This is a genomic window from Nostoc sp. DedSLP03 (assembly GCF_034530815.1).
GTDB lineage: Bacteria > Cyanobacteriota > Cyanobacteriia > Cyanobacteriales > Nostocaceae > Nostoc.
Genome location: NZ_JAVRCK010000091.1, coordinates 1 through 23641, shown reverse-complemented (window position 1 = coordinate 23641; position 23641 = coordinate 1). Strand labels below are relative to the sequence as shown.

The window sequence follows — 23641 nt, the reverse complement described above, 5'->3', positions numbered from 1 at the left end:
TACTCCGAAATAGTAATTGGGTACTCCGAAATAGTAATTGGGTACTCCGAAATAGCAATTGGATACTCCGAAATAGTAATTGGGTACTCCGAAATAGTAATTGGGTACTCCGAAATAGTAATTGGGTACTCAAAATCGATAAATGCGTTGGAGTAGCCCAACCCAGGCATCGCCGAAATCATAATTGCACTCGCTAAAATAACAAATGCGTAGGCGTAGCCAGCCGCAGGCATCGCCAAAATAACTACTGGGAGCGATAAATTTATGACTCAAGCCTTACGCAAACTAGTTACATTCGATGAATTCGTTGCCAAATACCCAGATAACTCTGGAAAACGCTATGAGCTTCACGATGGAGTAATTATAGAGATGTCTCAGCCTACAGGTGAACACGAAGAAGTTATAGGTTTTTTGGCACTGAATATATCTATAGAAATTGGGCGACTCAAACTTCCCTACTTCATTCCCAAAACAGCATTGGTTAAACCGCTTGAGAATGAATCAGCTTACTTGCCAGATGTGCTGGTATTAAACCGCCCCAATTTAGTCAATGAACCACTCTGGAAAAAAGACTCTACTGCAAGCCTATCTAAATCTATACCATTGGTAATTGAAATAGTTAGTAGCAACTGGCGTGATGATTATCTTACAAAAGTGGCTGCTTATGAAGCAGTCGGCATCCCCGAATATTGGATTGTAGATTATGCCGCTTTAGGCGGTAGGCGGTTTATTGGCAATCCCAAACAACCGACAATATCAGTCTATTCATTGGTTGATGGTGAGTACCAGATTAACCAGTTTCGTGAGAGCGAACGCATTATTTCACCCACATTCAGAGAATTGAATTTGACCGCAGAACAAATTTTTCAAGCAGGAGGTGTGCAAATCTAGGCACAACCGCACACAAAAGATAATATTGAATTTTTGCGATTTGCGATCGCTCCTTTTCTCACCTGAAACTGCTACTTGCATCCCTACAAAAGCTTTGCCAATTGCCAATTCCTTCAGGGGAGAATTGTTTTTACATAAGAATAAGCAAGTATTTTTTCATCCACGCTTACTAAAGGAACATCATAGATTCTTGCTGTTGAAACGATAATTCTATCGGCTGGATCTTTATGAAAATTTCCTGGAAGCGAGTAGCAATCAATGGCAATTTGGGGAGTGATTGACAGAAGAAGTACCCCCTCTTGTGCCAAAGCAATATTAAACCATTCTTCAATGGGACAGGGAAGAATTAGCTTATTTTGGGTAACAAGTCTGCTAATCTCTAAGAGGATGTCTGAGAAGTATTAAATATTTCGCTTGATCCCCCCTAGCCCACGCCAGTCGCTCATGGGGGAAACCCCCAAGACCGCGCTGGCTCCCCTTAAAAAGGGGGGAACCGGAATCAAAGTCCCCCTTTTTAAGGGGGATTTAGGGGGATCTACAAGTCTCAAATACAACACCAAAAAGTTTTCAGACATCCTCTAACAAACTTATCGAGCAAACACCTAAACCATGAGGTCTTTCACTATTTATGGACTCATTGTGCCTATCTGTTAATCTAGAATCATTGTGATTCCACCAAACCCAAACCCAAATATGAGTATCAAGAATAATCAAAAATCATTCACCTCCAAATTTTGATTTATTTCCCAATCATCAGGATAAATAACGGGTTGATTCGGATCTGCCAAATAAGCATAGGGTTGCATTTCTCTGAGAAGATTAACGGCAAATTTGGTTTGATGTTCAGAAGAAGAGGTAATTTTATAAACCTTTTCGGCGATAGTTTCTCTCAATATAGAAGAAGCTAATTCTTCAACGGAAATTTGTTGTAAAGCTGCTGCTTTAATTAGAGATTCTTGAATTTCTTGACTGATGTAAATGTTCGTGCCAATCATTTTTTACTCTGGCTACTTTTTTACATGATACCAAACATCCTCAGCGCAGTTACTTTTTAAGATCGCATTCTCTTGTCACCTGAAACTGCCATTCAATCGGGTGACAAGGTGCTTCAACCGGGAAATTCCTGGGTTGGGCTACGCCAACGCGTTCATCAACAATTAAGCCATCGCATCTTTTGGAAATCAAGCGATAAGCCTAACGGCATAGCTTCTCTACGAGAGGCTGCGCCAACGCTTACCGCAAAATCAGTATATTGTCTGTTCACAAGTAAAAGATACTTATCCACGAGGTTCTTTTATTGCCAGAAACACATCATTTGTGATGAAATTCTACACTTTTCTGGAATGTAGGACGCTGGTGTTGAATATCAAGATGCGTCTATCTCACACCTGCTCATGAATGAACAGCGCCAACAAGCTTATTATCAGCTGATTCAAAATCTACTCAGCTGCCCTAATGGGGAAGAATCGGAGATATTAGCAGCGAATACAGAATTGCTTGATGCTGGTTTTTTGCAGGTGTTGGCAGCAGTAGCAGATGATTTTGCCCAGCAGGGAGAAGAAAATACTGCAAACTGGTTGAGAAACCTAGCAACATATGTCACCCCAGAAGCTACCCCTATCACTCAAGAAGATATAGAGACTTACGAGCAATTTTTACTAGAAATACTGCAAGCAACAGCAGACAGCAAAGGCGATGCAGAAGTAATTTACCCATTGCTGGCAGCAAATACCGATAAACTCAATCATATTTTTGCTGAATTATTGCGTGATTGGGCAACAAATACCCTAGCAGAAGCAGAACCAGATGCAGCAGTATACATCGCCGCAGTGATGATTATATTGAGTAATCGGATTAGGGATTTTCCTTTGGGTAGCAAAGCCAACAACATAGAAATTGCTATGACTGGCTATGATATTGCCCTCACTGTATACACCCGCAGCGCCTTTCCTTTTGATTGGGCAGGTACGCAATTTCATCTGGGAGAGGCTTACCGTAACAGAATATTAGGAGAACGAGCCGAGAATATTGAATTAGCGATCGCTGCTTATAATCAAGCACTCGAAATTATAACCAAAAGCGCTTTTCCAGTAGATTGGGCAGGTACGCAAAATAATCTGGGGATTGCTTGCGTTTACAGAATATTAGGAGAACGAGCCGAGAATATTGAATTAGCGATCGCTGCTTATAATCAAGCACTCGAAATTATAACCAAAAGCGCTTTTCCAGTAGATTGGGCAGGTACGCAAAATAATCTGGGGATTGCTTGCGTTTACAGAATATTAGGAGAACGAGCCGAGAATATTGAATTAGCGATCGCTGCTTATAATCAAGCACTCGAAATTACAACCAAGAGCGCCTTTCCAGTAAATTGGGCAGCTACGCAAAATAATCTGGGAGAGGCTTACCGTAACAGAATATTAGGAGAGAGATCTGAGAATATTGAATTAGCGATCGCTGCTTTTAATCAAGCGCTCTCCGTTAGAACCAAGAGTGCGTTTCCAGTATATTGGGCAGATACGCAACATAATCTGGGGGCTGGTTACAGTGACAGAATATTAGGAGAGAGAGCGGATAATATTGAATTAGCGATCGCTGCTTTTAATCAAGCACTCTCCGTTAGAACCAAGAGTGCGTTTCCAGTATATTGGGCAATGACGCAAAATGGTCTGGGGATTGCTTACCGTAACAGAATATTAGGAGAACGAGCGGATAATATTGAATTAGCGATCGCTGCTCATAATCAAGCACTCGAAGTTTACACCAAGAGCGCCTTTCCAGTAGATTGGGCAGGTACGCAAAATAATCTGGGGGCTGCTTACAGACAAAGAATATTAGGAGAACGAGCCGAGAATATTGAATTAGCGATCGCTGCTTATAATCAAGCACTCGAAGTTTACACCAAGAGCGCCTTTCCAGTAGATTGGGCAATGACGCAAAATAATCTGGGGAATGCTTACAGAGAAAGAATATTAGGAAAACGAGCCGAGAATATTGAATTAGCGATCGCTGCTTTTAACCAAGCACTCGAAGTTAAAATCAAGAGCGCCTTTCCAGTAGATTGGGCAATGACGCAAAATAATCTGGGGACTGCTTACGGTGACAGAATATTAGGAGAAGGAGCCGATAATATTGAATTAGCGATCGCTGCTTATAATCAAGCACTCTCCGTTAGAACCAAGAGCGCCTTTCCAGTAGATTGGGCAGATACGCAAAATAGTCTGGGGAATGCTTACCTTAAGAGAATATTAGGAGAACGAGCCGAGAATATTGAATTAGCGATCGCTGCTTATAATCAAGCACTCTCCGTTAGAAGCAAGAGCGCCTTTCCAGTAGATTGGGCAATGACGCAAAATAATCTGGGAAATGCTTACGCTGAGAGAATATTAGGAGAACGAGCGGATAATATTGAATTAGCGATCGCTGCTTACTCTGCGGTACTGGAAGTTAGAACCAAGAGCGCCTTTCCCCAAAATCATGCAGAGACTTTGTTAAATCTTGGTTGGTTATACCAAGACGAAAAACTATTTGACTCAGCTTACAATACCTTTGTTTCTGCCATTGCGACAGTCGAAGCTTTGCGCGGAGATATTGTTTCTGGCGAAGAAGCCAAGCGTAAACAAGCACAAGAATGGAATCAACTTTATAGACGCATGGTGGAAGTTTGCCTAGAATTGGGCAACCTCATCACAGCTATTGAATACGTTGAACGCAGCAAAACCCGTAACTTAATTGAACTTATCCTAGTTCGTGACAGCAAAAATATTTTTCCTTCAGAAGTTGTCACTCAACTAGAAATACTTCAAGACGAAATAGCCAGTGGTCAATATCAACTTCAAAATGGCAAAGCTGAAAATCCCACAGCCCTAGCCCAACATCTCCAGCAATTGCGACAGCAACGCCAAGTATTACAAGACAGCTATCTATCTGTTGGCTTTGGCTTTAGATTTGACCAATTCCAAAAAACTTTAGATAAAGACACTGCAATTATAGAATGGTATATCACTACAGATAGAGTTCCCACTTTTGTTATCAAACCTAACAGACAAGAATTAACATTTTGGCAATCACAACCAGAAGACTTAGATGCTTTAATCAATTTGGTAAATGAATATCTAAAAGATTACTACAACCAGCAAGACCAACATAAAATTCAATGGCAGAATCAGCTAGAAACACGCCTGCAAAAGTTAGCACAAATTCTGCACATCGAAGAAATATTAGCCCAAATACCCCAAGAATGCGATCGACTAATCATCATTCCTCATCGCTTTTTGCACCTACTACCTCTCCATGCTTTACCCGTCAAATCATCGTACTTATTTGATTTATTTCCCAACGGCGTAAGCTATGCACCTAGTTGTCAAATCTTACAACAAGTGCAACGGCGTCAACATCTTAATTTTCAATCTCTGTTTGCCATCCAAAACCCCACAGAAGACTTATCTTTTACTGACTTGGAAGTAGAAAGCATATTATCTTGCTTTCCCTCCCACCAAGTATTAGCTAAAAAAGAAGCTACAAAAGCTGCTTTATCCCAAGCCGCAGCACAATTACAAGAGACGAATTATCTCCACTTTTCTTGTCACGGTTCTTTTAACTTCAATTCTCCCGAAAATTCTTACCTACTATTAGCAGATGCCTATGTTTCCGATACGAAAACTGTAGATTTCAGTAAATGTTTGACATTGGGTAATTTATTTGAACGAACCTTCGACTTTAGTCAAACTCGTCTCGTGGTTCTCTCCGCTTGCGAAACAGGTTTAACTGACTTCAATAATACCAGTGATGAATATATAGGTTTACCTAGTGGCTTTCTCTACGCAGGTAGTAGCAGTGTTGTAAGTAGTTTATGGACAGTAAACGATTTATCAACATCCTTTTTAATGATTAAATTCATTCAAATTTTAAAAAATGCTACAGATATGTCAATACCACTTGCTATGAATCAAGCGCAGCGTTGGTTGCGGGATGCTACTAAAGAAGAATTGCAGGAATGGGTAAAAAGTTTGGCGTTAGATAGCACTAAGAAAGGAAAGATACGTCGTCAAATTAATAATATGACTGGAGAGCAACCATTCAACTCTCCCTTTCATTGGGCTGCATTTACTGCTGTTGGCAAATAGGAGAATAATAATGTCCGATCATGAAACAACTGTTAATATTTTTGTTCATTTGCTGAATACTCAACCTTCTCTATTTTCAGCAGAAGATAGAATTACACTAATAAAATTGATTAATAACCAACCTGATGACATTATATCTTTATCCAATGCTATCTCAGATTGGCTATCAGAACATCCTGAAGTAGATAAAGCTTTAGCAAAACTTGAGAAAATAGTAGTAAGAGGGCCAGGCGATAAGCAAGCAAATACAAATATTCCCAAATACGAACTTGATAAAAAGAATATACTTAATGAGATTCAACAAAGTTCGTCATCTGCTAAGGAGACAAAAAAACCTACTTAAACTAAGAGGTTGTTTGCAAAGTTATATGTTGTAATTTTTATCGAATTATTACCCCCCTTACTCCCCCCTTATAAAGGCGGCAAATAAGAAAATCCGGTTCCCTCCCCTTTACAAGGGGAGGGTTAGGGTGGGGTAAAGTATCTGAACACCACGACATTTATCTTTATTTTAAAATGGATTATTTTTCAACAGGAAAAATAGCTTATCCCAAACTAACTCTTTATGCCTTTCATCTAAAGCATAGCCTATCGCAAAAACCTAAAACCCCTGTAGAAAATGCCAACGATTTATGGTTAAAATGCCAGCAGCTTGGTAAACAACTTGGTATTCCTAAACTAGAAACTTTACCTGAACTGATTGAAAAAGCAAATAATAAAAAAACTAGTATCACTGGAGAAATACTTCCCGAACGTTTCTTAAAATTTACCGCCATCAAACATCAACAAAACCTACACTTAAGCGGTGAAGCTAATCCCCTAGAAATTCACGATACCTACGCCCTTGATTTAACTCTACGTTATCCTTATCCAGAAGTAAAAATTGCTGATTTAAGAGGGCTAAATCCAGATGATTGCTTACTTTCTAAAAATATCAAAGCTTCTCTAGGACAAACCCTAGTATTTTTTGCTCAACCTGTAGGAAAAATAGATGATGAACAAGCATTCGCTGATGCTTGTGTCAAAGCATTATTATCAGAAGAAACTCTCCGAAAACTCAAGATTTATCGTCAGCATCCAGGGCAATTATTAGGTAGCCCGATATTTGAATATAAAAATGATTCTGACTCTCCTGAAGAACAGTGTCATTTACTAATTTGGTTAAATACCCATTCCTTAACTACCAAATTAGAAAACAAGGGAGAATATTATTATCCTTTAATTGACCTTCTTCTTTGTCGCAGTAAAATTATTTATGCTCGTTCTCAAGCTATATGGTGTTACGAACAAGCTAGAACGACTTATTATAAGCTGGAAAAGTATAAACAAGAATTTCAAGAGCAAAAAAATAACTCTAGAGATTCAAAATTTGATAATTTCAATCAATGGCTTCAGGAAATACCAGAAATTTCTTTTAATTATGTTGATTATTTAAGAAATTTAGAAATACACAGAAATACGATTCAAACTAATAGTAAAAACTATCGTTTATATCTTGACAAGCTAAATAAAATAGGCATTAACTCAGATAATTTAGAATTTTTGTCCAACTTTTTAGAACTAGCTGAAGATACCTTTGTCGAACAAATTAACACAAACTTAGCTTATCTTACCCCCGGTCAAAACCTCTTTGACCAGATGATTAGCACAATTCGCGGCATAGTAGAGTTAGAACAAGCCAAACGCGATCGCTCTTTAGAACGTACCATCCAAGTACTAGGTATAGCCTTTGGTGGCGGTGCAATAGTTTCTGGTGTCGTCACCCAACACATAGATAAACCCTTTGCACCACAGATAAATTTCAAGTACCCAGTTCACCCCTTGGTGTCATCTTTACTTTGGAGTGTTTTAGCTACCGTTATCTTTGGTATAGTAGCGTGGTGGGTTACTCAACCGAAACCAAAGAGAAATAAATAGAAGTAGGCATTAGAGCAAGTTATCCGACTCACGCCACATCAATAGTAGGAATAATCTTGTTGTGCGATCGCTCCTTCAAATCAAAGCCTCTACATATCACTCAAACTCCGTTTCGCAGAAAGATTTTAACAAATCAATACAGTTAGCGATCGCTCCTAAATGAGCAATTTCATAACCGTGGGTATTTTGGGTGGGAAATGCCAAACACGCAGCACGCCCAACATGACCAAATTTCATCGCAATTGAAGCATCGCTACCGAATCCACTCAGAGTTGTGAATTGGATTGGCATATCGATTTGCTTGGCACTATGGCGCAATTGGCCATTTAGTCCCTCATCATATATTCCATAGGCATCTTGAGATAAAAGTACAGGACTTTTACCATCTTTAACAGGATATTCCTCAGATAAGGGACAAATTTCTAAAGCAATCAAGGCATCCAAACGCTGGTTTTGAGTGAAAAATAGTGCCCCAATTGCTCCCACTTCTTCTTTAGCTGACGCCACCAGATAAACATCAACTGCTGGCTGTTTCAGGTTTTCAGCCAAAGCTAGCAAAATCGCCACAGAAGCTTTGTTATCTAAGGTGTAACCAGCAATATGATCCTTTAACCGAATTGGACGCTTGCGATGTTTGCCGATTACCATTCTAGTTCCAGGTCGAATACCAGCTGCTTCTAATTCAGCAGATGTCAGCTTCGTTTCAATCCAGGCATTTTCCCACTTAACAGTAGTATCTTCCTGCTGGACTTTTTGGGGCGATTCGTGGGAAACGTGGCGGGAACCAAAGCTGAGAATACCGTTGATGGTTTCGTTATCTCCGATTAAATCAACCACTCCTTCACCGTAAACCCACGGGAAAGAACCGCCGAGTTTGCGGACTTCAACACGACCTTCATCACCGAGACTCTTGACAATTGCACCAATTTCGTCTTTATGTGCTGTGATTGCGATCGCTCGGTCTGGATTTTTCCCAGGAATTTTCGCAATAATATTATCGGCGCGATCGCACCAGACTTCTACACCCAGCGCCGCAAATCGTTGCATTAACAACTGATTAATCTCAGCTTCAGCACCACTAGGGGAATGATGCATGATTAGTTCTTCAATAATTTCAAATAAGCGATCGTAATCCCACATCAAGACAGTTAGTTTAGTTTTCGACTGTTATATGAGACAATTGTGCATCAACAACCCGACCTGCTGACCTTTTTTGTTGACGCTTCAGCACTCCTACCGCACCAAAAACACCAAGGGCTAAAATACCCAAGTCGATCGCAGGTTCAGGAACAGACTTAGCATCAATCGCCGCCAGTGCAGCGTCTGCTACTAACTTATGAGCACCTGTTGTTGGATGTACAGAGTCAAAGAACAAATAATCGTTTGGTTGAGAACATACACTGATGATTGTCTGGAAATTCCCTACTACGCAAGGATTAGTTACATCTTTAAACCCAAACTTCCCTGGATTTGCTTGTACTTGATTAAATAAAGAAAACACATCCACAGAGATCAGATTCAAGTCAGAGTTTTTAGTAAATTTGTCTAGTTCGTCTTTTAATCTCGTGTTATGGTCATTTGTTAAGGCAGTCAAGTTGCTAGATAGACCTGTAGCGGATGCAAAAGGAATCTTGCCTAAATCAGGCAAGTTAAAGACTAAAATATTTTTTGCACCGGATGAGGCAAGTAACCCTACTGCATTTGATAAATTCTGGACTGTTTGCTTTGCATTTGTAGCTTGACCAAACACATAATCATTTGCACCTCCCCATACAGCATAAAGGGCATTTGGATCGAGCTTCTGATTGGCTTGTATAATAGGTTGCGTCAACAAGGCGACTTGCTCTAATACTCCCGGTAACGGCGCACTAGGAACAACAGCATTGCCTTGACCAGAACTAGCACCACCCACAGCAAAGTTAATACCTTGGTTGGGAATAGTAGGATTTAAAGTAATGTATGGAAAGGGTTTTAATCCTAGCCGATCTCCGAGGTAGTCTACCCACACTCGATCGTTGGAAAAACGCCCTTGAAAGTAAGGCGGATCTTGGGGAATGGCTGTTGTTGGAGCGACTAAACCATTAGTAGCAGCGAAAACATTGCCAGTATCAGAAAGACTGTCGCCAAATACATAAAATTTGTCAAAACTCGCAGCACTTACTCTGAGCGGCAACATGAAAGACAAGAGAACAAATCCTGCTGCTACAGCTTGTTTTTTCATATTTGTGTTTTACCCGTGGTATTTTTGAGTTTGTTTAAAAGTAATGAAACGATAGCCTGACAACTTGTCTTTTGAGTTAAGGACTTCCAAATAAAAAATACTCAACTACTTCTTGTGGGGTGTGCGTCTCGCCCATACGTAGGGAAGTTAATTTACGTTGTTTTACTTAATATGCCTCAAAATTTCATGAAACACGGGTAAAAACGCTGAAAATACTTAGATTTACATTTTCTTGATTAAAAACAGGTCTATTACAAAAAAATGGTCAAATTTATATGTTATGGCGTGGGAATTGCACACTTTTATGCTTTCGAGCGACTAACTGCGACAGAATGGTGCAAGCCTTCCTCTTCATAGCTTTAACTTTGCTTTAATTTCAAAGCCTCAGTAGCCGATACACCCTCACCTTGACTGCCGAAATACCACAAAGCCGTAGCAGCCTCAGCACGAGTTACTGGTTTTTTGGGTTGAAACAGAGTCGTATAACCAAACACCCGGCGAATATTCGATTGTTCGCCATTCTGATAATCAGCCAACACTGCTCTTAAAGCCTTAGAGTCAATTTTAGCTACGTCTTGGAAACCCCAGGTTTGTTTAACCGCATCTAAGTTAGCAGAGGGTAAAGCTTGGCGAGTATCTAAGGGTAATTTCCACAGCAGCAATTGTTCCCGCGTTAGAGGTGCATCAGGACGAAACAAAACTACTGTAGAATCTCCAGACAAAGGACTAGGAATTAAGCCAGCTTCAGCTAATCCCTGAATTGCAGGAAAATCAGGGTCTTTTGCTGACACATCACTAAAAGCTGGTTGAGTACTTTCTGATGCCAAACGAATCTGTTTAGCTGGATTGTTTGTATATACAGCGTTGTTAGCAGCAATTAACCAACGAGCATATTCTCGATGTGTAACGATTTTACCGGGTTCAAACTGATTAGTTGTGGTAGTAGAGTTGCTTTTAGTTGTCTTTGGTTCTATAGATAAAACACCTAATGCAGCCAAGTCCTGGATGTGTTGCCGCCATTCTTGCGGTGCTTTATTCAGATCGTTGAATATCTGAGATTCAGGTGTCGCTGTCGGGATTGTTTGGTTATTAGCAGTGCTTGGTGGTTGTGCTGCCAAGTTTGCAGGTGGTACTGGGCCAATGAACTGTGAATTTCCCGGTTGAGGAACGGCATTAGCAGTTTCGTTAGGATTTGTAGTTGAAGTAGGTTGTGCTGTTGCAGTACTATTCGGTACGTAATCAATTAGTAATTCAGTGGCTGTTTGGGGTTGATTAGGTGTCGCGTTAGTAACTGATTTAGGCTGAATGGAAACCTTCAACAGCAAATCGTTGCGACGTGCCTCAAAAGTGTTTCCTGTATCATCTGTCGGCTGTTGTAAAATCTGCCAGTTATTTGTTTGAAACTGGCTGCGATAAAAACTAGCAATAACATTACTGGGGTCAGAACTTAACCAACGAGTTGAGATTTTGTTTTCTGAGCCGCTAGCAGGTGTAACTTCCTGTAGCTTGGCATTGGAATATAGTGGGATATCTTTAGGAAAATCAGCTGGTAACTGAACAGTTGATTGGTTTTGCTGTGCTTGCGGTTGGTTACTCTGAGATTCTCCAAAGACAACTGGATTGCTTTGCAGTTTCGGATCTGCCGCCAAAGATTCCTCAAGGTTTTTGGCGACTGGACTATTAGCACAGGCTGTTAACGAAGTGAGTATAACAGCCCAAATTAGAAATACAGCTGGACGTTTACAGGGAAGCACAGGAAATCACAAATTGAGTTTCAATTCCTACCCTAGCGCAGACTGTCCATTAAATGGGAATGAGGCATGGGACATGGTTATTCTCCTTTATTCTCCTGCTCTCCTCTGACTCTCTATATCACTAAAAGACACTACCGACTTACTACGTCTTCTTCCTAAATGTCTATTTTGGTGATGATGTCTCTAAAAATGAGTAAACGGTAGCAAAAGCTACCGTATTGTCTTCGTTTTACAGCCATTAGGTTTTGATAATTCCTATGCTTATTTATAGAGTTCCCTAAAATTCTGGAAAACTAACATTTTTGGGAAAAAATATAAATAAACCTGAAATCATTGCTAGATAAGAGTTTTATAATTTCAGAGTTCTTAGTCAGGACTTTAGTATTTAGATGAGAGTCACCAACTACAAACTGAGCGATACTAGATTGTGAACCAATCTTTTAGAGAGTTATCTAAATATCCAAGTTGTAGAGCAGATAACTGCTCAAAAAACAGTTTAGCTAGCAAAAGCTTGAATCTACTTCCAGATGCACTAGTTGTAACGCGATGCCTACGCCAAGCAACTGAAGTGATAGACTTAGAATAAAGTTCCCTTTAGCCTCACCCAAAGAGGGGAATAGAGCGAGTTCACTAACACTGGCTGACAATTGATTCTGAAAATTATTCATCTGACGATGATAATGTGAGTCAAGCAATAGCTGAAAAATGCCAGTGTTAAACAATTCCAGTAACTTAGCGTAAGTTCGTTATTCTTGAGATTGGGATAATAGGTAGAGCAGTCAAGTGTCGCAGCAGTTTCCTTAGTATCTCTAAATTGATTTTCTGGAGAAAGTGCTACTTGTGCTGTAGTCAAGAAATTCTTGACAGCCTCGAAAGCAGTGAGTGCTTTCTCTAAAAGTGCGTAGTTTACCGCCGTAGGCATCGCCTCTATGTTATCCAAAACTTTCCCTCAATCAACTCATCCCCTGTTATTCTTGGATAGGGCTGTGCTTCTTTTAGGAAAGCTGGAAGGTGCGCTTCGCAAGTTATAGAAATAGTACATAGTTGGCTTTGGCTGTTTTTCCCAATCCTAGTTAATGATTGGCTTGAGGCGAAAAAGACACTTCATCAAATGCACTGGCGGTTGAAAAAACCTCTACAAACTTGGTCTGAACAGTTAACACCTTCCTGATAGATTAGATACAATTAGCATCTGTGTTTTCTTAGGCGTAGGCGTAGCCCGTCGTAGACATTGCTTGCTCAAAGCGAGTGTTCAAATTGACATGGTGCTAAACTAGCCGATTTGACATAGTATTAAACCTTTCACCTGCTGGCTCTGGCGAAAATTTTTGATTCAGGGCAAATTAAGACTTATATTCAAGAGGCTTGAGTGTTTATTGGAGATGAAGTTCACCAAAAGGCAGCAAAAGGCTGAAAAAGACACGTTTGATGTCAAAAACGCAGATCGGATAGGAGTATGAAAATCTAAAATAGATATTAAGAAGAAAAAACAACGACCATCGACAACCGTCAGTCCTTTTTACTTTCTGTAAAGCGTCACCGGGTTGTTACCAGTGCTGAAACACGATTACATGCAAGTTTCCCAGGATCAGCCTATTTATTCTGAAGCTCCACTCCAGCTGTTACTGTTTGTCGATGGACGCCCAAAGTCCCGCCAACAGGTGCAGCGAATACGTGCTTACTTAAAAGAATTACAGGCTGAGTATAGTTTTGAACTTCAAACTATTGATGTTGGTCAACAACCTTACTTAGCAGAACACTTTAAATTGGTAGCAACGCCAGCTTTAATCAAAATTCACCCGGAACCACGACAGGTTTTGGCTGGAAGTAATATCATAGCGCAATTGAAAAACTGGTGGCCTCGCTGGCAAGCCGCTGTAGACGCCTATTTGAAATTACAGGAAGACTTACAAGAACGGATAGACGATAATGCTAGGGTGACATTACCCAAATCGACTATCCGTTCAGTTGCTGTTTCTGCCGAACTGATCCGACTCTCAGACGAAATTTTTCGCTTAAAACAGGAAAAAGATAACCTCCAAGAGCAGCTACAGTTTAAAGATCGGGTGATTTCGATGCTGGCACACGATCTCCGCAATCCCCTAACTGCCGCCGCGATCGCCATCGAAACTCTCCAATCTAACTACAATTTAGAAACAGGCCAATTTCAGCGCCTTAAACCATCCTTAACGGCCCATCTATTAAAACAAGCCCGTAATCAAACTAAGATCATCGATCGGATGATTGCCGACCTTTTGCAGGTAGGTCGAGGCAAAGATACTGAGTTTCCGATTTTACCACAAAAAATACAACTAGGTAAACTATGCTTAGATGTACTAGAAGAATTGTGCGATCGCTACACCGCTAAGTCCCAAGAGGTCGAAACAGATATTCCCAATGACTTACCTTATGTATATGCTGACCCAGAACGCATCCGGCAAGTGCTGGTGAATCTGTTGGATAATGCCATCAAATACACCCCAGAAGGTGGCAAAATTAGCATCGCCGGATTGCACCGCACTACCCAAAAAGTTCAGTTTAGTATTGGCGATACTGGGCCTGGTATTCCTGTGGAGAATCGCGATCGCATCTTTGAAAACCACTTCCGCCTGCAACGGGATGAAGGTACAGAAGGTTACGGCATTGGTCTTTGTCTATGCCAACGCATTGTTCTAGCACACTATGGCCAAATTTGGGTAGACTCTGCGCCCAATAATGGAGCATGGTTTCACTTCACACTGCCAGTTTATCCTTCTTAGGTATTGGGGCATTGGGCATGGGGCATTGGTAAAAAAAACTAGCAACACTTAATGACAAATGACCAATGACAAATGACAATTAAGAACTTGAGACAAAGCGATCGCGTCCCCCGGCCTTTGCTTGATAGAGTGCTTTATCTGCCAGCACGATCAACTCTGAAGGTGAAGATTCCCAAGTCGGGACAACAGTTGCCACGCCCATACTGAGAGTGACGTGCTGACTCACCGCAGAACCGTCATGAACAATTTGCAAATCTTTGATTCCCGCTCGAATTGCGGCGGCAACGTGAAGTGCGCCAGATGCAGGAGTGTATGGCATAATCACAGCAAATTCTTCGCCACCATAACGCGCTACTAAATCCTGATGTTTTTGTGCCTTAAGGCTTAAGACAGCACCCACCTTTTGTAAACATACATCTCCTGCCGGATGGCCGTATTTATCATTATAAAATTTAAAAAAGTCGATATCACACAAAATCATTGACAAAGGAAATCCCTCTTGTGCGAGATTAATCCATTGAGTATTGAGATAATCGTCAAAGCGGCGACGATTAGCTAACTCAGTTAAGCCATCTACATTGGCAAGGTGATGCAAAGCTTCGTTTGCCGCCTCTAACTGTTTGTATACTTGTGCTTGCTGTAGCAGTCGACGCAACCGCTGGCGTAATACAGGCCAGTGAATTGGCTTAGTGACATAATCAGTCGCTCCCGCTTCAAAAGCACGGTTTACAGATTCCTCATCGTCCAAGCATGTGATCATCAAGATGGGAGTGCGCTCCCATATCTTGGACATGACCGTATTGTTCAGAGTCGAGTCAGTATCAAAGGTGGCAAGGGCTGAGATTAAATTATTCCTAGCAATCTGGAGCAAGTGCTTACAGCAAGTAAAGCCGTCCATCACAGGCATTACAGCATCTAGCAAAACTATATCCGGTTTGATAGTCTCGTAAGCATCTAAACATTGCTTACCATCATTGACCTCGACTACTCGATAACCTTCTTGTTCCATTGCTTTACGCAACAATACCCGGATGGTCTTGTCATCATCAGCCACTAGAATCAGTGGTGGTTGCTTAGAAACAGAAAATGGGCTTATGCCTGACATGAGTTGCCTTCCACTTGCGGAATTATCCTGAAAAAGGCTGTGCAACTCAATCGCATGGGGGCGATCGCTATTTTCATCAATGCCAGGATTTGCGGCAAAGGCGTGTCTGGCTTCACATTCAACTGTTTTTTGACAATGGACTGCCCAATGTTGTCGGGCCAAGCAAGCGGTAGATAAATAAGTTGCATAGACAATCTGTAATTTGAACACGAAGGCAATTGCTGCCTTTTTGTTCAGCGATGGTTATGGGAGAAAATGTTACTTTTATATTTCCCTATTGTTAAAGTTAAATTACAATTTTTTTGAGAATTACAAATACACACCCTAATTATTTAGTTATGTAGTTAGTTTATAAACCCAGTGAGACAAGAAAAAGCAATCACCAAAGTCCCCTCAGAAGATAGCTAATACTAAATACTAATATCACCTGACTGAAATTTATTTAGTCTATCCGACAAGGCTTGCTCAGGTTTAGTATAATTACATAAGATTGAGATAAAACTTAGTGCAAAACTTTATTTTCAAGTGACATTTATAACCATTTCGTTCTATCCATAAACCGTCAAAAATTAAAGTTGACTAGACAAACAAGCAAAAGTTCTTCCAAAAACCATTCAAATCTATTGACATTCGCTAAATCTTTAAAATGCCAGACTCATTAATGTACCATCAGGATAATTTTGTTGTTCTAGAAACAAATCAACCAGAACAATTTATGACATCATCAGAGCTATTAGAAAAGCTCAAAATAACTCTTCAACAACTCATCATTCAAGATTTACCGCCTGACTTGCAAAAGTTTAATACTGTGGAAACTCAAGCCCAATATTTAATTGACACTAGTTGCGAATTAGATATTGGCCCTGGAAAATATTTACAGTGGTACGCAGTTCGTTTAGAAAAGTAACTTTTTGGTAAATGCTTAAGAGAATCACAAAAAAATCTTAATAAAAAATTTCTGACTACCTCCCCGACTTTTTGAAAAAGTTGGGGAGTTAAATTTTGGTTAAGAGAATTCTCTAAAAAGAATAATTACTAATTCATAATTCATAGTTCAAGACACTGTACAGTAATCCACACTGCTCATCAAAAATTGGGTGGTTAATAAGAGTATGGAGCCTACGACTCTACTAATAATTATGAACTATTAATTATTTTGACTGTTGCAAAAATATGGGTAACAACAAGTCATAAAGGGATGAAATTTGGGTAACGATAATTTTTGCTCTTGACTATTGACTACTGACTAGTGATTCTTTTTGAGTATTGATTAGCGCTAGCTCAATTTTATTTTCAGATGGCTGCGTTATTTGAATTTCCAAACCAGGGCCAAAATAATTGGTCATTTTTTCATGCTTTTTTTGCCACACATCAATCGGTATTAGCGGTGAATCAAATTCTAAAATTAGGGCGTAGCTCCCATTAACTTCCGTTTCTCGTACCCCTGTCACTGTTGGCCGTTCTTGGTCAGTGGGACTCAAACCCAGAAAAGAAAGTGTTGTATCTAAATGAGCATCTTGACCGTAGCAATATCGGGTAATGTCTTTGCGAATTTTATTTTGCGTATCAGTTGCTTGCTGCTGGCGCAGTCTCAATGCTGATGGTGATGTAGTTTGGGTAAATGGTACTGGCTTAAGTTCATTCGCTTTTAGTGCCAGTCCTCCCAATAGTAGAGGAATCCCGTAAAAAAATCCGACAAGATTGAGTGTGGCATTATTATCAGCATAGGCGACAAAGCCAATGATGGTTAATATGCCGCCGATAGTTAGACCGAGTGTTCCCAAAGAGATTTGGCGTAGCATGAGCTTAAATTAGTATAAAGTCTGAATACCTTAGTTTTATTATCATCGGCTATGAGCAACAAATTAGGAAAGAACATTGTCCCCAGGTGCTAGTGTTTAACTAACCCTAAATTGCCTATAAGATGGTTAGAAACCGCACGCTAGTTGCTCAAGAGCGAATAAGTCAGGCATTGTCGCTCAAAACACTGATTTCGTTTAAACGAGACTTTACCCACCTTTGTCTTTGTGATTTCCAACACTCAATTTATCCTTAATTCATATTCGCGCAGCATCACGCAGGGAAGGCAAGTAGCACTAAGTTGACTACTAAGGGTGTATAGTGTCCCAGAATATTAGATTTTGAGTTAACTTTAAATTTAAAGGTAGTTAAAGATAGGAAAAAAATAATGGACTTACAGACTATAAAAGAACGAATTGTCGCAGTTCAAAATAAACGCGATTACCTATTAAGCTTACTGGAGCAACCAAACCTGGGAACTTTGAGAATAGATGTAAATCAGGCTTTGGAAGAACTGGATGAATTAATTGATGAATTTACACGCACCATTCCAGTAGAGTAAAAATTATTAAAATTTACGTCGGTTTAACCTCAAGTTCCGGCTAGACCGACGTTTTTCAGTAGTATCATGTCTTTAAATCCCCAAAATTGAACTAAGCTTGAGTTAGCGAAGCAATAATCAATCTCCTGCACGCTGACCTAGCTGCCTAACCAAGGCAATAAGTTCGCTTGTAGGTACATCTTTCTTGCAAACGTTATCAAAGCTAGACATTGCCTTTTGCCCATGAAAACTTATGTCTTCCACTGAGGAGTAAGCAAGTATCTGGGTATTCGGAGATATAGCTTTAATGTGACTGGACGCACTCCAGCCATCCATAACTGGCATCTGTAAATCTAGAACAATTACGTCCGGATGGCAACGTTTAACCATTTCTATAGCTTCTTCACCATTACTGGCTAAACCTACTACTTGAATATTTTCCTGGCAAGAAAAAACTAATTGTAAGGTTAAACGAGTCAGTTCGTGGTCATCAACTACTAAAACACGCAAGGTAGAGAGCTCGCAGGATAACATTAACATTGAGGGGAAAGACAAGTTTATTCAGAATAACCCCTCCAGTTTATGAGAACAAGTGCCAGCACTGACTCTATCCTATGGTTGAATAACTTGTGTGAACCTATGTAAACAACTTAGACAACTGCCCAAAAAATTCAATTTTTCCAAAAAAAACTAATTTGAGCTAGTTGTCAAGGTAGAAGTCACTTATTTTTTATCAATCAGGTTGGGACTACACCAGTTGAGCGTAATGCCATGTTCATGAGAATTTTTTGTGAATTAGCTTCTGGAGAATCATCATAAGGACGCCGTTGAATGTAACTACCATCAGCTTGTAATTCCCAAGCTTGGCGATTATCTGCGAGCATAATTCCCATAATTTCTTGCAAATCTTTAGCAATATCTGGGTCTTTTACTGGGGTAATTACTTCGACTCGGCGATCCAGGTTGCGGCGCATCCAGTCAGCACTGCCAATATAGATTTCCTCCTGGGTATTGTTATGAAAATAATAAATCCGAGAGTGCTCTAAAAAGCGACCGACAATACTGATGATGCGAATATTTTCACTAATGTCTTTGATTCCTGGGCGTAAACAACAAACACCCCTAACAATTAAGTCGATTTGCACTCCAGCGCGGGAAGCTTCATATAAAGTGGCGATAATTTCTGGATCGACAAGGGAATTCATTTTGGCGACAATCCGTCCAGAAAATCCATTTTGAACATTTTCGATTTCGCGGTGAATTAATGCCAAAAAGCGATCGCGCATATTCACAGGCGCAACCAGCACTTCTCGATAAGATTTTTGCAGGGAATACCCGGTTAAGAAATTAAATAAATCTGTAATGTCAGCGCCCAACTCATCACGGCAACTAAACAATCCTAAATCTGTATAGAGTCGTGCTGTTTTAGGGTTATAGTTACCAGTCCCAATATGCACGTAGCGACGTATGCGGTCTTTTTCGCGCCGTACTACCATGACGGTTTTACTATGGGTTTTTAGCCCGACTAAACCATAGACAACATGAACTCCAACTCTTTCTAGTCGTTTTGCCCAGTAAATATTATTCTCCTCATCAAATCGTGCCTTTAATTCCACCAGCACAGATACCTGCTTGCCATTTTCAGCAGCCGCAATTAAGGCGTTGACGATGGGCGAGTCACCAGAAGTCCGGTAAAGGGTCATCTTGATGGCTAAGACATTCGGATCGTAGGCAGCATAAGTAATAAAGCGCACAACTGTAGCCGAAAAGGATTGATAGGGATGGTGTACTAGTAAATCCTTTTCCTGAATTACAGCAAAAAAGTCTTTTCCTTCGTCCGTTTCCAGCGCATCTGGGTCTAAAATCGGTTCTCTCAGCCTTTGCAGGCGTAACGGTACAACAGATTGGCGTGGTGGATCTTTGAGTTCTGGCAATGGTAAGGACATAAAGTACATTAAATCCCGCAGTCCCAAAAGACCATCTACCTCGTAAACATCACTTTCTGTTAATTCCAAATCATGTAATAATCGCGATCGCACTATTTCCGGAGTCTGGGATTGAATTTCTAGCCGGACTGGACTTCCACCCAGTCGCCGTTTTCGCAATTCCTGTTCGATTGCTAACAACAAATCATCTGCTTCATCTTCTTCTAAGACCAAATCGGCATCACGGGTAATGCGGAACGGATGATATTCTTGAATGTTCATACCTGGAAATAGAGATTCCAAGTTATGAGCGATCGCCTGTTCTAAAGGTACTCCAGTCCAATGGGCAGGTTTTTCGCTATTTTGATCTCCCAACTCAGGCGGTATCGGTAAAAATCGTGGGAGAACACTAGGGACTTTGATTCTGGCAAAAAATTCTTCTTCGGTGTCTGGATTCTTGACCACAACAGCCAGATTTAAACTGAGATTAGAAATAAACGGAAAGGGATGACTAGGATCGACAGCCAGAGGAGTCAAAACTGGAAAGATTTGTTCTTCAAAATAGCTGTTGAGATGAGTCCGCTGCTTTTGATTTAAATCTATGTAATTCAGAATATGAATGCCATGATTTACTAGTAAAGGACGAAGTACTTGCTCAAAATGTTGGTGCTGTTTGTTGACATGAGGAATGAGGGTAGACCTAATATCGTCTAGCTGTTGTTGTGGTGTGCGACCATCGGGAGTTAACAGGCTAACTTTTGCCTCTACTTGTTGCTTTAAGCCAGCAACGCGCACCATAAAAAACTCATCTAAATTAGAGTTAAATATTCCCAAAAACTTAAGACGTTCCAGAAGTGGGGTGCGATCGTCACAGGCTTCATGTAATACCCTGGCATTAAATTCTAACCAGCTTAACTCTCGGTTAAGATAATATTGTGGATCGCTGAGATTGATGGGGGTAGCGCTTTTTTTAGATTTTGCCATAATGACCTAAAGGCAGTCAGATGTAGCCCATTCAACTGGGGGACAATAAATATAGTAAGTTAAATGGTGCTTGAGCAAAACGCTGAGGCAATTTTTTGCTGTGCTTATTATCTAGCTCACTACTGGTAAAAGACAGACATCAGAATTTTAAAAATCTATTTGTATTTAAATAACTGTAGTCAAAGACTCAAAAATTAACTTGTGTAGGCATGAAAGCCAAAATTCCTAAGAAATTTTTGGGTGCTTTGCGCGTAGGCATAGCCCGTCGTAGACATCGCCTTGGGTATCTTCTAGATAACCACCCTAACCACCCAACCTATAACTAGATTTTATAGCCGTTTTCAATTTTATGGAATATGGTATTGGCGTATAGTTATCTGCCCTTTCAAAATATTGCATCCATACAATAACTGCGATGGGCCTGGGATTCAAATCCTTGCCCACAGCATATTACCTATAAAGATGCACTTAAGATTTAGCAAAGATATGACATAGCCATATCTGACAAGTTTTAACGAATTATCAAGCAGTATTTACAGAGTATTGGAGTGTTGTAAGCAGTCTAAAGGCTTACCTCCAATCCTTGATGGATTTGGTTTTCCAACATCCAAAATTTGGTAATCATTACTACAACTGCTATACAGACATTTAATAGGCATAACCCTTACTGCAACTCTATTTTTATAAGGTATTTGGAGCTTTTATTCAGAGCTACACCAATACTTCTATCTATTATTTTTTTTAATTTATGACCTCTGCGATTTTTTAAAACTTCAGTATAATCTCTGAGATATTTCTGGAAAGCAATAGTTATATTGAGAACGTAAAGAAAAACAACACGGGGAGTTTGTTAATCATGAAAATTTCTGCGATCGTTAAAGGAAGCATCTGTTTATTAGGTTTGGTTAGCGTTGGTAATATCCTGGCTGCACCAGCAAATGCAGGTCAAGCATCTGCTCGTGGTGCTGTAACTATTGTTAGAGCTTCAGGCGCTTCTATCAGTGTTAGTGGTGAATTAGCTTTGCCCAACAACGCATACTACGATCAGGATTTAGTCGTTAAAGCCACTATTACTGGCACACCAGCCGCTGACGATGAAGTTGTAACAGATTTAACTCTAACTCCAGGCACACCTAACGTTACAAACCTCTCCACTAGCAGCAATCCTTTCGTAGCTTCAGCAGCAGCAGCCTTAGATGCAGCTGTAGCTGCTACCGACATTGGCGCACAAGCAGCGATCATTCGGGCTGGTGCTGGTTCTAATGGCTTAGGCGGTTTAGAATAGATTAAGTTTTTGCTTTAACTCGTAAGTAATTACAAAATTTTTAGCAACTGACAGAACAGTTGAATAAATCAATACATCATAGGGAAAAGAAATAGCAATGCTATATCTGTTCCCTATATTTATATTTGTATATATAGTAAGTAGGTCAACTTAATTAAACATAAAACGCTCCACTTGATACTGACCTTGCTTGGCTCTATGATTGATACCATCCATAATAGCGATGCCTGCGGCGGGCTACGCCTACGCTAATTCGTATTCATCCTCAAAAACTCGGCCTGCAAGCTCATCACGCTTAAGATGTAACCATTCATCTTCAATGCGATTCATTTGGGGGCTATAGGGAGGTAGAAAAAAGATGTACAAACCTTGCTGTTGCCAACGTTGATGCTGCTGGCGAGCCAAATGACTTTTGTGAACAGAAGCGTTATCGTGAATGATCACGGTGATTTGTCCAGTTTCAAGTAAGTGCTGTTCAGCAATTTGAGCTTGCCAATCCATGAGTTGGACATAGGTTGGTGCAATCAATGTTCCCAGCATCAAAGCATAATCAAAGCTAACTTTCGGCTCCCAAATACCGAAGATGTTGATCCGCCTACCGCGTCGTCTATTTTGTCGAATACGTTTTTGCTCTCCCCTACGGCCATAAGTGTAATCAGTAGGGCTAGTGCAGTAACAACCAGATTCATCCAAGTACTTTAAACAAACCAATCCTAATTGTGTCCACAGCTTGAGTAATTCCCAATCTCGGCGTTTGGCTTGTAAATATTCTACGTTGTGACTTAAAGCCGGACAGTAGCGGATACGTTTCCAACACCACCCCTTTTTTTGAGTAGTCGCCTGATTTGTTCGGCTCCTAACTCGATTTGTCGTTCCTCAAATAGCTTTTGACTTAACTGACGGGCGCTGTAACGACGATTTTGTTCCAAGCATTTTTCTACTACTTGCCAATCAACTTCATCCCAACTTCGTTTTTTTCCGCGTCCTGCTGCTTCCCACAAACCCCCTAAACCCTGAAATTGCCAGCGTTTAATCGTCTGCCTTACTGTCTGTTGTGCCCAATCTAGATACTCTGCGATCTGAGGTACATTCCATCCGTGGGCATTTAGGCGCAAGGCGATCGCTCTTTGTTTAGTTCTACGTGGGACTTGATCTGCACAACTGAGTTCAAGAAGTGTACGGTCTTCTTCGGCAGTTAGTATTATTCTTAACGCACTTGGCATCAGTTCTCACTTAATTTCTGAACTCTTTCTATCTTACGTTTTTTTTGGTTGACCTACTTATCCCTCTTCTGTCACTCTCCGGAATAAGCAAATAGTAAAAAAGCGAAATC

21 protein-coding genes are annotated in these 23641 nt (G+C 40.4%); 8 read left to right on the top strand and 13 right to left on the bottom strand.

The features are described from left to right. Positions 1-233: hypothetical protein (locus RM368_RS31080; protein WP_322697618.1), on the bottom strand; the 233-nt coding region annotated here is incomplete at its 3' end. A 31-nt stretch (positions 234-264) separates the two neighbouring features. Here RM368_RS31080 and RM368_RS31075 point away from each other — a divergent pair. Further along, complete coding sequence (locus RM368_RS31075; RefSeq protein ID WP_322697617.1) at positions 265-891, top strand: Uma2 family endonuclease; 627 nt, start codon at positions 265-267, stop codon at positions 889-891. Between the two features lie 113 nt (positions 892-1004). Here RM368_RS31075 and RM368_RS38900 read toward each other — a convergent pair whose 3' ends face one another. Beyond that, the gene (locus RM368_RS38900) at positions 1005-1223 is read right to left on the bottom strand and encodes a type II toxin-antitoxin system VapC family toxin (protein WP_416212269.1); all 219 of its coding nucleotides are present in this window, start codon (positions 1221-1223) and stop codon (positions 1005-1007) included. 378 nt (positions 1224-1601) lie between these two features. Further along, positions 1602-1886, bottom strand: coding sequence for a hypothetical protein (locus tag RM368_RS31070; protein WP_322697616.1), 285 nt, complete (start codon positions 1884-1886; stop codon positions 1602-1604). 399 nt (positions 1887-2285) lie between these two features. On the opposite strand from RM368_RS31070, the gene RM368_RS31065 reads away from it, so the two are divergent. The 3 genes from RM368_RS31065 (at position 2286) to RM368_RS31055 (ending at position 7934) form a co-directional block, all read left to right on the top strand. Then, positions 2286-6017, top strand: a complete 3732-nt coding sequence (locus RM368_RS31065) for a CHAT domain-containing protein (RefSeq protein ID WP_322697615.1) — start codon at positions 2286-2288, stop codon at positions 6015-6017. 10 nt (positions 6018-6027) lie between these two features. Continuing rightward, positions 6028-6360: a hypothetical protein gene (locus RM368_RS31060; protein ID WP_322697614.1), complete on the top strand. Its 333-nt coding sequence runs from the start codon at positions 6028-6030 to the stop codon at positions 6358-6360. A 173-nt stretch (positions 6361-6533) separates the two neighbouring features. Next, positions 6534-7934, top strand: coding sequence for a hypothetical protein (locus tag RM368_RS31055; RefSeq protein ID WP_322697613.1), 1401 nt, complete (start codon positions 6534-6536; stop codon positions 7932-7934). 96 nt (positions 7935-8030) lie between these two features. Here RM368_RS31055 and RM368_RS31050 read toward each other — a convergent pair whose 3' ends face one another. The 4 genes from RM368_RS31050 to RM368_RS31035 all read right to left on the bottom strand — a co-directional run bounded on the left by RM368_RS31050 (position 8031) and on the right by RM368_RS31035 (position 12849). Continuing rightward, a complete protein-coding gene (locus RM368_RS31050) occupies positions 8031-9074 on the bottom strand; it encodes a M42 family metallopeptidase (protein WP_322697630.1) in 1044 nt (347 codons plus the stop codon). A gap of 13 nt (positions 9075-9087) precedes the next feature. Next, a complete protein-coding gene (locus RM368_RS31045) occupies positions 9088-10155 on the bottom strand; it encodes an SGNH/GDSL hydrolase family protein (RefSeq protein ID WP_322697612.1) in 1068 nt (355 codons plus the stop codon). A 359-nt stretch (positions 10156-10514) separates the two neighbouring features. Then, positions 10515-11909, bottom strand: coding sequence for an S-layer homology domain-containing protein (locus RM368_RS31040; protein ID WP_322697611.1), 1395 nt, complete (start codon positions 11907-11909; stop codon positions 10515-10517). Between the two features lie 664 nt (positions 11910-12573). Next, positions 12574-12849, bottom strand: coding sequence for a hypothetical protein (locus RM368_RS31035; RefSeq protein ID WP_322697610.1), 276 nt, complete (start codon positions 12847-12849; stop codon positions 12574-12576). A 613-nt stretch (positions 12850-13462) separates the two neighbouring features. Between RM368_RS31035 and RM368_RS31030 the strand changes: the two genes are divergently transcribed. Next, the gene (locus tag RM368_RS31030) at positions 13463-14668 is read left to right on the top strand and encodes a histidine kinase (protein ID WP_322697609.1); all 1206 of its coding nucleotides are present in this window, start codon (positions 13463-13465) and stop codon (positions 14666-14668) included. Between the two features lie 79 nt (positions 14669-14747). Here RM368_RS31030 and RM368_RS31025 read toward each other — a convergent pair whose 3' ends face one another. Continuing rightward, the gene (locus RM368_RS31025) at positions 14748-15773 is read right to left on the bottom strand and encodes a PleD family two-component system response regulator (RefSeq protein WP_322697629.1); all 1026 of its coding nucleotides are present in this window, start codon (positions 15771-15773) and stop codon (positions 14748-14750) included. Positions 15774-16419: 646 nt separating this feature from the next. Here RM368_RS31025 and RM368_RS31020 point away from each other — a divergent pair. Next, positions 16420-16680: a chlororespiratory reduction protein 7 gene (locus tag RM368_RS31020; protein ID WP_322697608.1), complete on the top strand. Its 261-nt coding sequence runs from the start codon at positions 16420-16422 to the stop codon at positions 16678-16680. Between the two features lie 325 nt (positions 16681-17005). Here RM368_RS31020 and RM368_RS31015 read toward each other — a convergent pair whose 3' ends face one another. After that, positions 17006-17575: a DUF2854 domain-containing protein gene (locus tag RM368_RS31015; RefSeq protein ID WP_322697607.1), complete on the bottom strand. Its 570-nt coding sequence runs from the start codon at positions 17573-17575 to the stop codon at positions 17006-17008. A gap of 386 nt (positions 17576-17961) precedes the next feature. On the opposite strand from RM368_RS31015, the gene RM368_RS31010 reads away from it, so the two are divergent. Further along, the gene (locus RM368_RS31010; RefSeq protein WP_292732096.1) at positions 17962-18135 is read left to right on the top strand and encodes a hypothetical protein; all 174 of its coding nucleotides are present in this window, start codon (positions 17962-17964) and stop codon (positions 18133-18135) included. A 117-nt stretch (positions 18136-18252) separates the two neighbouring features. Here the strand turns inward: RM368_RS31010 and RM368_RS31005 are convergent, their stop codons facing one another. Next, positions 18253-18654: a response regulator transcription factor gene (locus RM368_RS31005; RefSeq protein WP_322697606.1), complete on the bottom strand. Its 402-nt coding sequence runs from the start codon at positions 18652-18654 to the stop codon at positions 18253-18255. Positions 18655-18851: 197 nt separating this feature from the next. Beyond that, positions 18852-21023: a polyphosphate kinase 1 gene (ppk1, locus tag RM368_RS31000; RefSeq protein ID WP_322697605.1), complete on the bottom strand. Its 2172-nt coding sequence runs from the start codon at positions 21021-21023 to the stop codon at positions 18852-18854. A gap of 856 nt (positions 21024-21879) precedes the next feature. On the opposite strand from ppk1, the gene RM368_RS30995 reads away from it, so the two are divergent. Then, on the top strand, positions 21880-22308 hold the full coding sequence (locus RM368_RS30995; RefSeq protein ID WP_322697604.1) for a hypothetical protein: 429 nt from the start codon (positions 21880-21882) through the stop codon (positions 22306-22308). Positions 22309-22551: 243 nt separating this feature from the next. Here the strand turns inward: RM368_RS30995 and RM368_RS30990 are convergent, their stop codons facing one another. Together RM368_RS30990 and RM368_RS30985 are read right to left on the bottom strand one after the other, a co-directional pair. After that, a complete protein-coding gene (locus tag RM368_RS30990) occupies positions 22552-23001 on the bottom strand; it encodes a transposase (protein WP_322697603.1) in 450 nt (149 codons plus the stop codon). A gap of 89 nt (positions 23002-23090) precedes the next feature. After that, positions 23091-23531, bottom strand: coding sequence for a helix-turn-helix domain-containing protein (locus RM368_RS30985; protein WP_322697602.1), 441 nt, complete (start codon positions 23529-23531; stop codon positions 23091-23093). Positions 23532-23641 lie beyond the last annotated feature (110 nt).

Bases quoted from the DNA above. Each gene is read 5' to 3' on its own strand.
- RM368_RS31055 (WP_322697613.1), top strand. From the start codon at position 6,534: ATGGATTATTTTTCAACAGGAAAAATAGCTTATCCCAAACTAACTCTT.
- RM368_RS31010 (WP_292732096.1), top strand. From the start codon at position 17,962: ATGGACTTACAGACTATAAAAGAACGAATTGTCGCAGTTCAAAATAAA.
- RM368_RS31025 (WP_322697629.1), bottom strand. From the start codon at position 15,773: ATGTCAGGCATAAGCCCATTTTCTGTTTCTAAGCAACCACCACTGATT.
- RM368_RS31070 (WP_322697616.1), bottom strand. From the start codon at position 1,886: ATGATTGGCACGAACATTTACATCAGTCAAGAAATTCAAGAATCTCTA.
- RM368_RS30985 (WP_322697602.1), bottom strand. From the start codon at position 23,531: ATGCCAAGTGCGTTAAGAATAATACTAACTGCCGAAGAAGACCGTACA.
- RM368_RS30995 (WP_322697604.1), top strand. From the start codon at position 21,880: ATGAAAATTTCTGCGATCGTTAAAGGAAGCATCTGTTTATTAGGTTTG.
- RM368_RS31005 (WP_322697606.1), bottom strand. From the start codon at position 18,654: ATGTTAATGTTATCCTGCGAGCTCTCTACCTTGCGTGTTTTAGTAGTT.
- RM368_RS31050 (WP_322697630.1), bottom strand. From the start codon at position 9,074: ATGTGGGATTACGATCGCTTATTTGAAATTATTGAAGAACTAATCATG.
- RM368_RS31045 (WP_322697612.1), bottom strand. From the start codon at position 10,155: ATGAAAAAACAAGCTGTAGCAGCAGGATTTGTTCTCTTGTCTTTCATG.
- RM368_RS31015 (WP_322697607.1), bottom strand. From the start codon at position 17,575: ATGCTACGCCAAATCTCTTTGGGAACACTCGGTCTAACTATCGGCGGC.
- RM368_RS31065 (WP_322697615.1), top strand. From the start codon at position 2,286: ATGAATGAACAGCGCCAACAAGCTTATTATCAGCTGATTCAAAATCTA.
- ppk1 (WP_322697605.1), bottom strand. From the start codon at position 21,023: ATGGCAAAATCTAAAAAAAGCGCTACCCCCATCAATCTCAGCGATCCA.
- RM368_RS31075 (WP_322697617.1), top strand. From the start codon at position 265: ATGACTCAAGCCTTACGCAAACTAGTTACATTCGATGAATTCGTTGCC.
- RM368_RS31020 (WP_322697608.1), top strand. From the start codon at position 16,420: ATGCCAGACTCATTAATGTACCATCAGGATAATTTTGTTGTTCTAGAA.
- RM368_RS31060 (WP_322697614.1), top strand. From the start codon at position 6,028: ATGTCCGATCATGAAACAACTGTTAATATTTTTGTTCATTTGCTGAAT.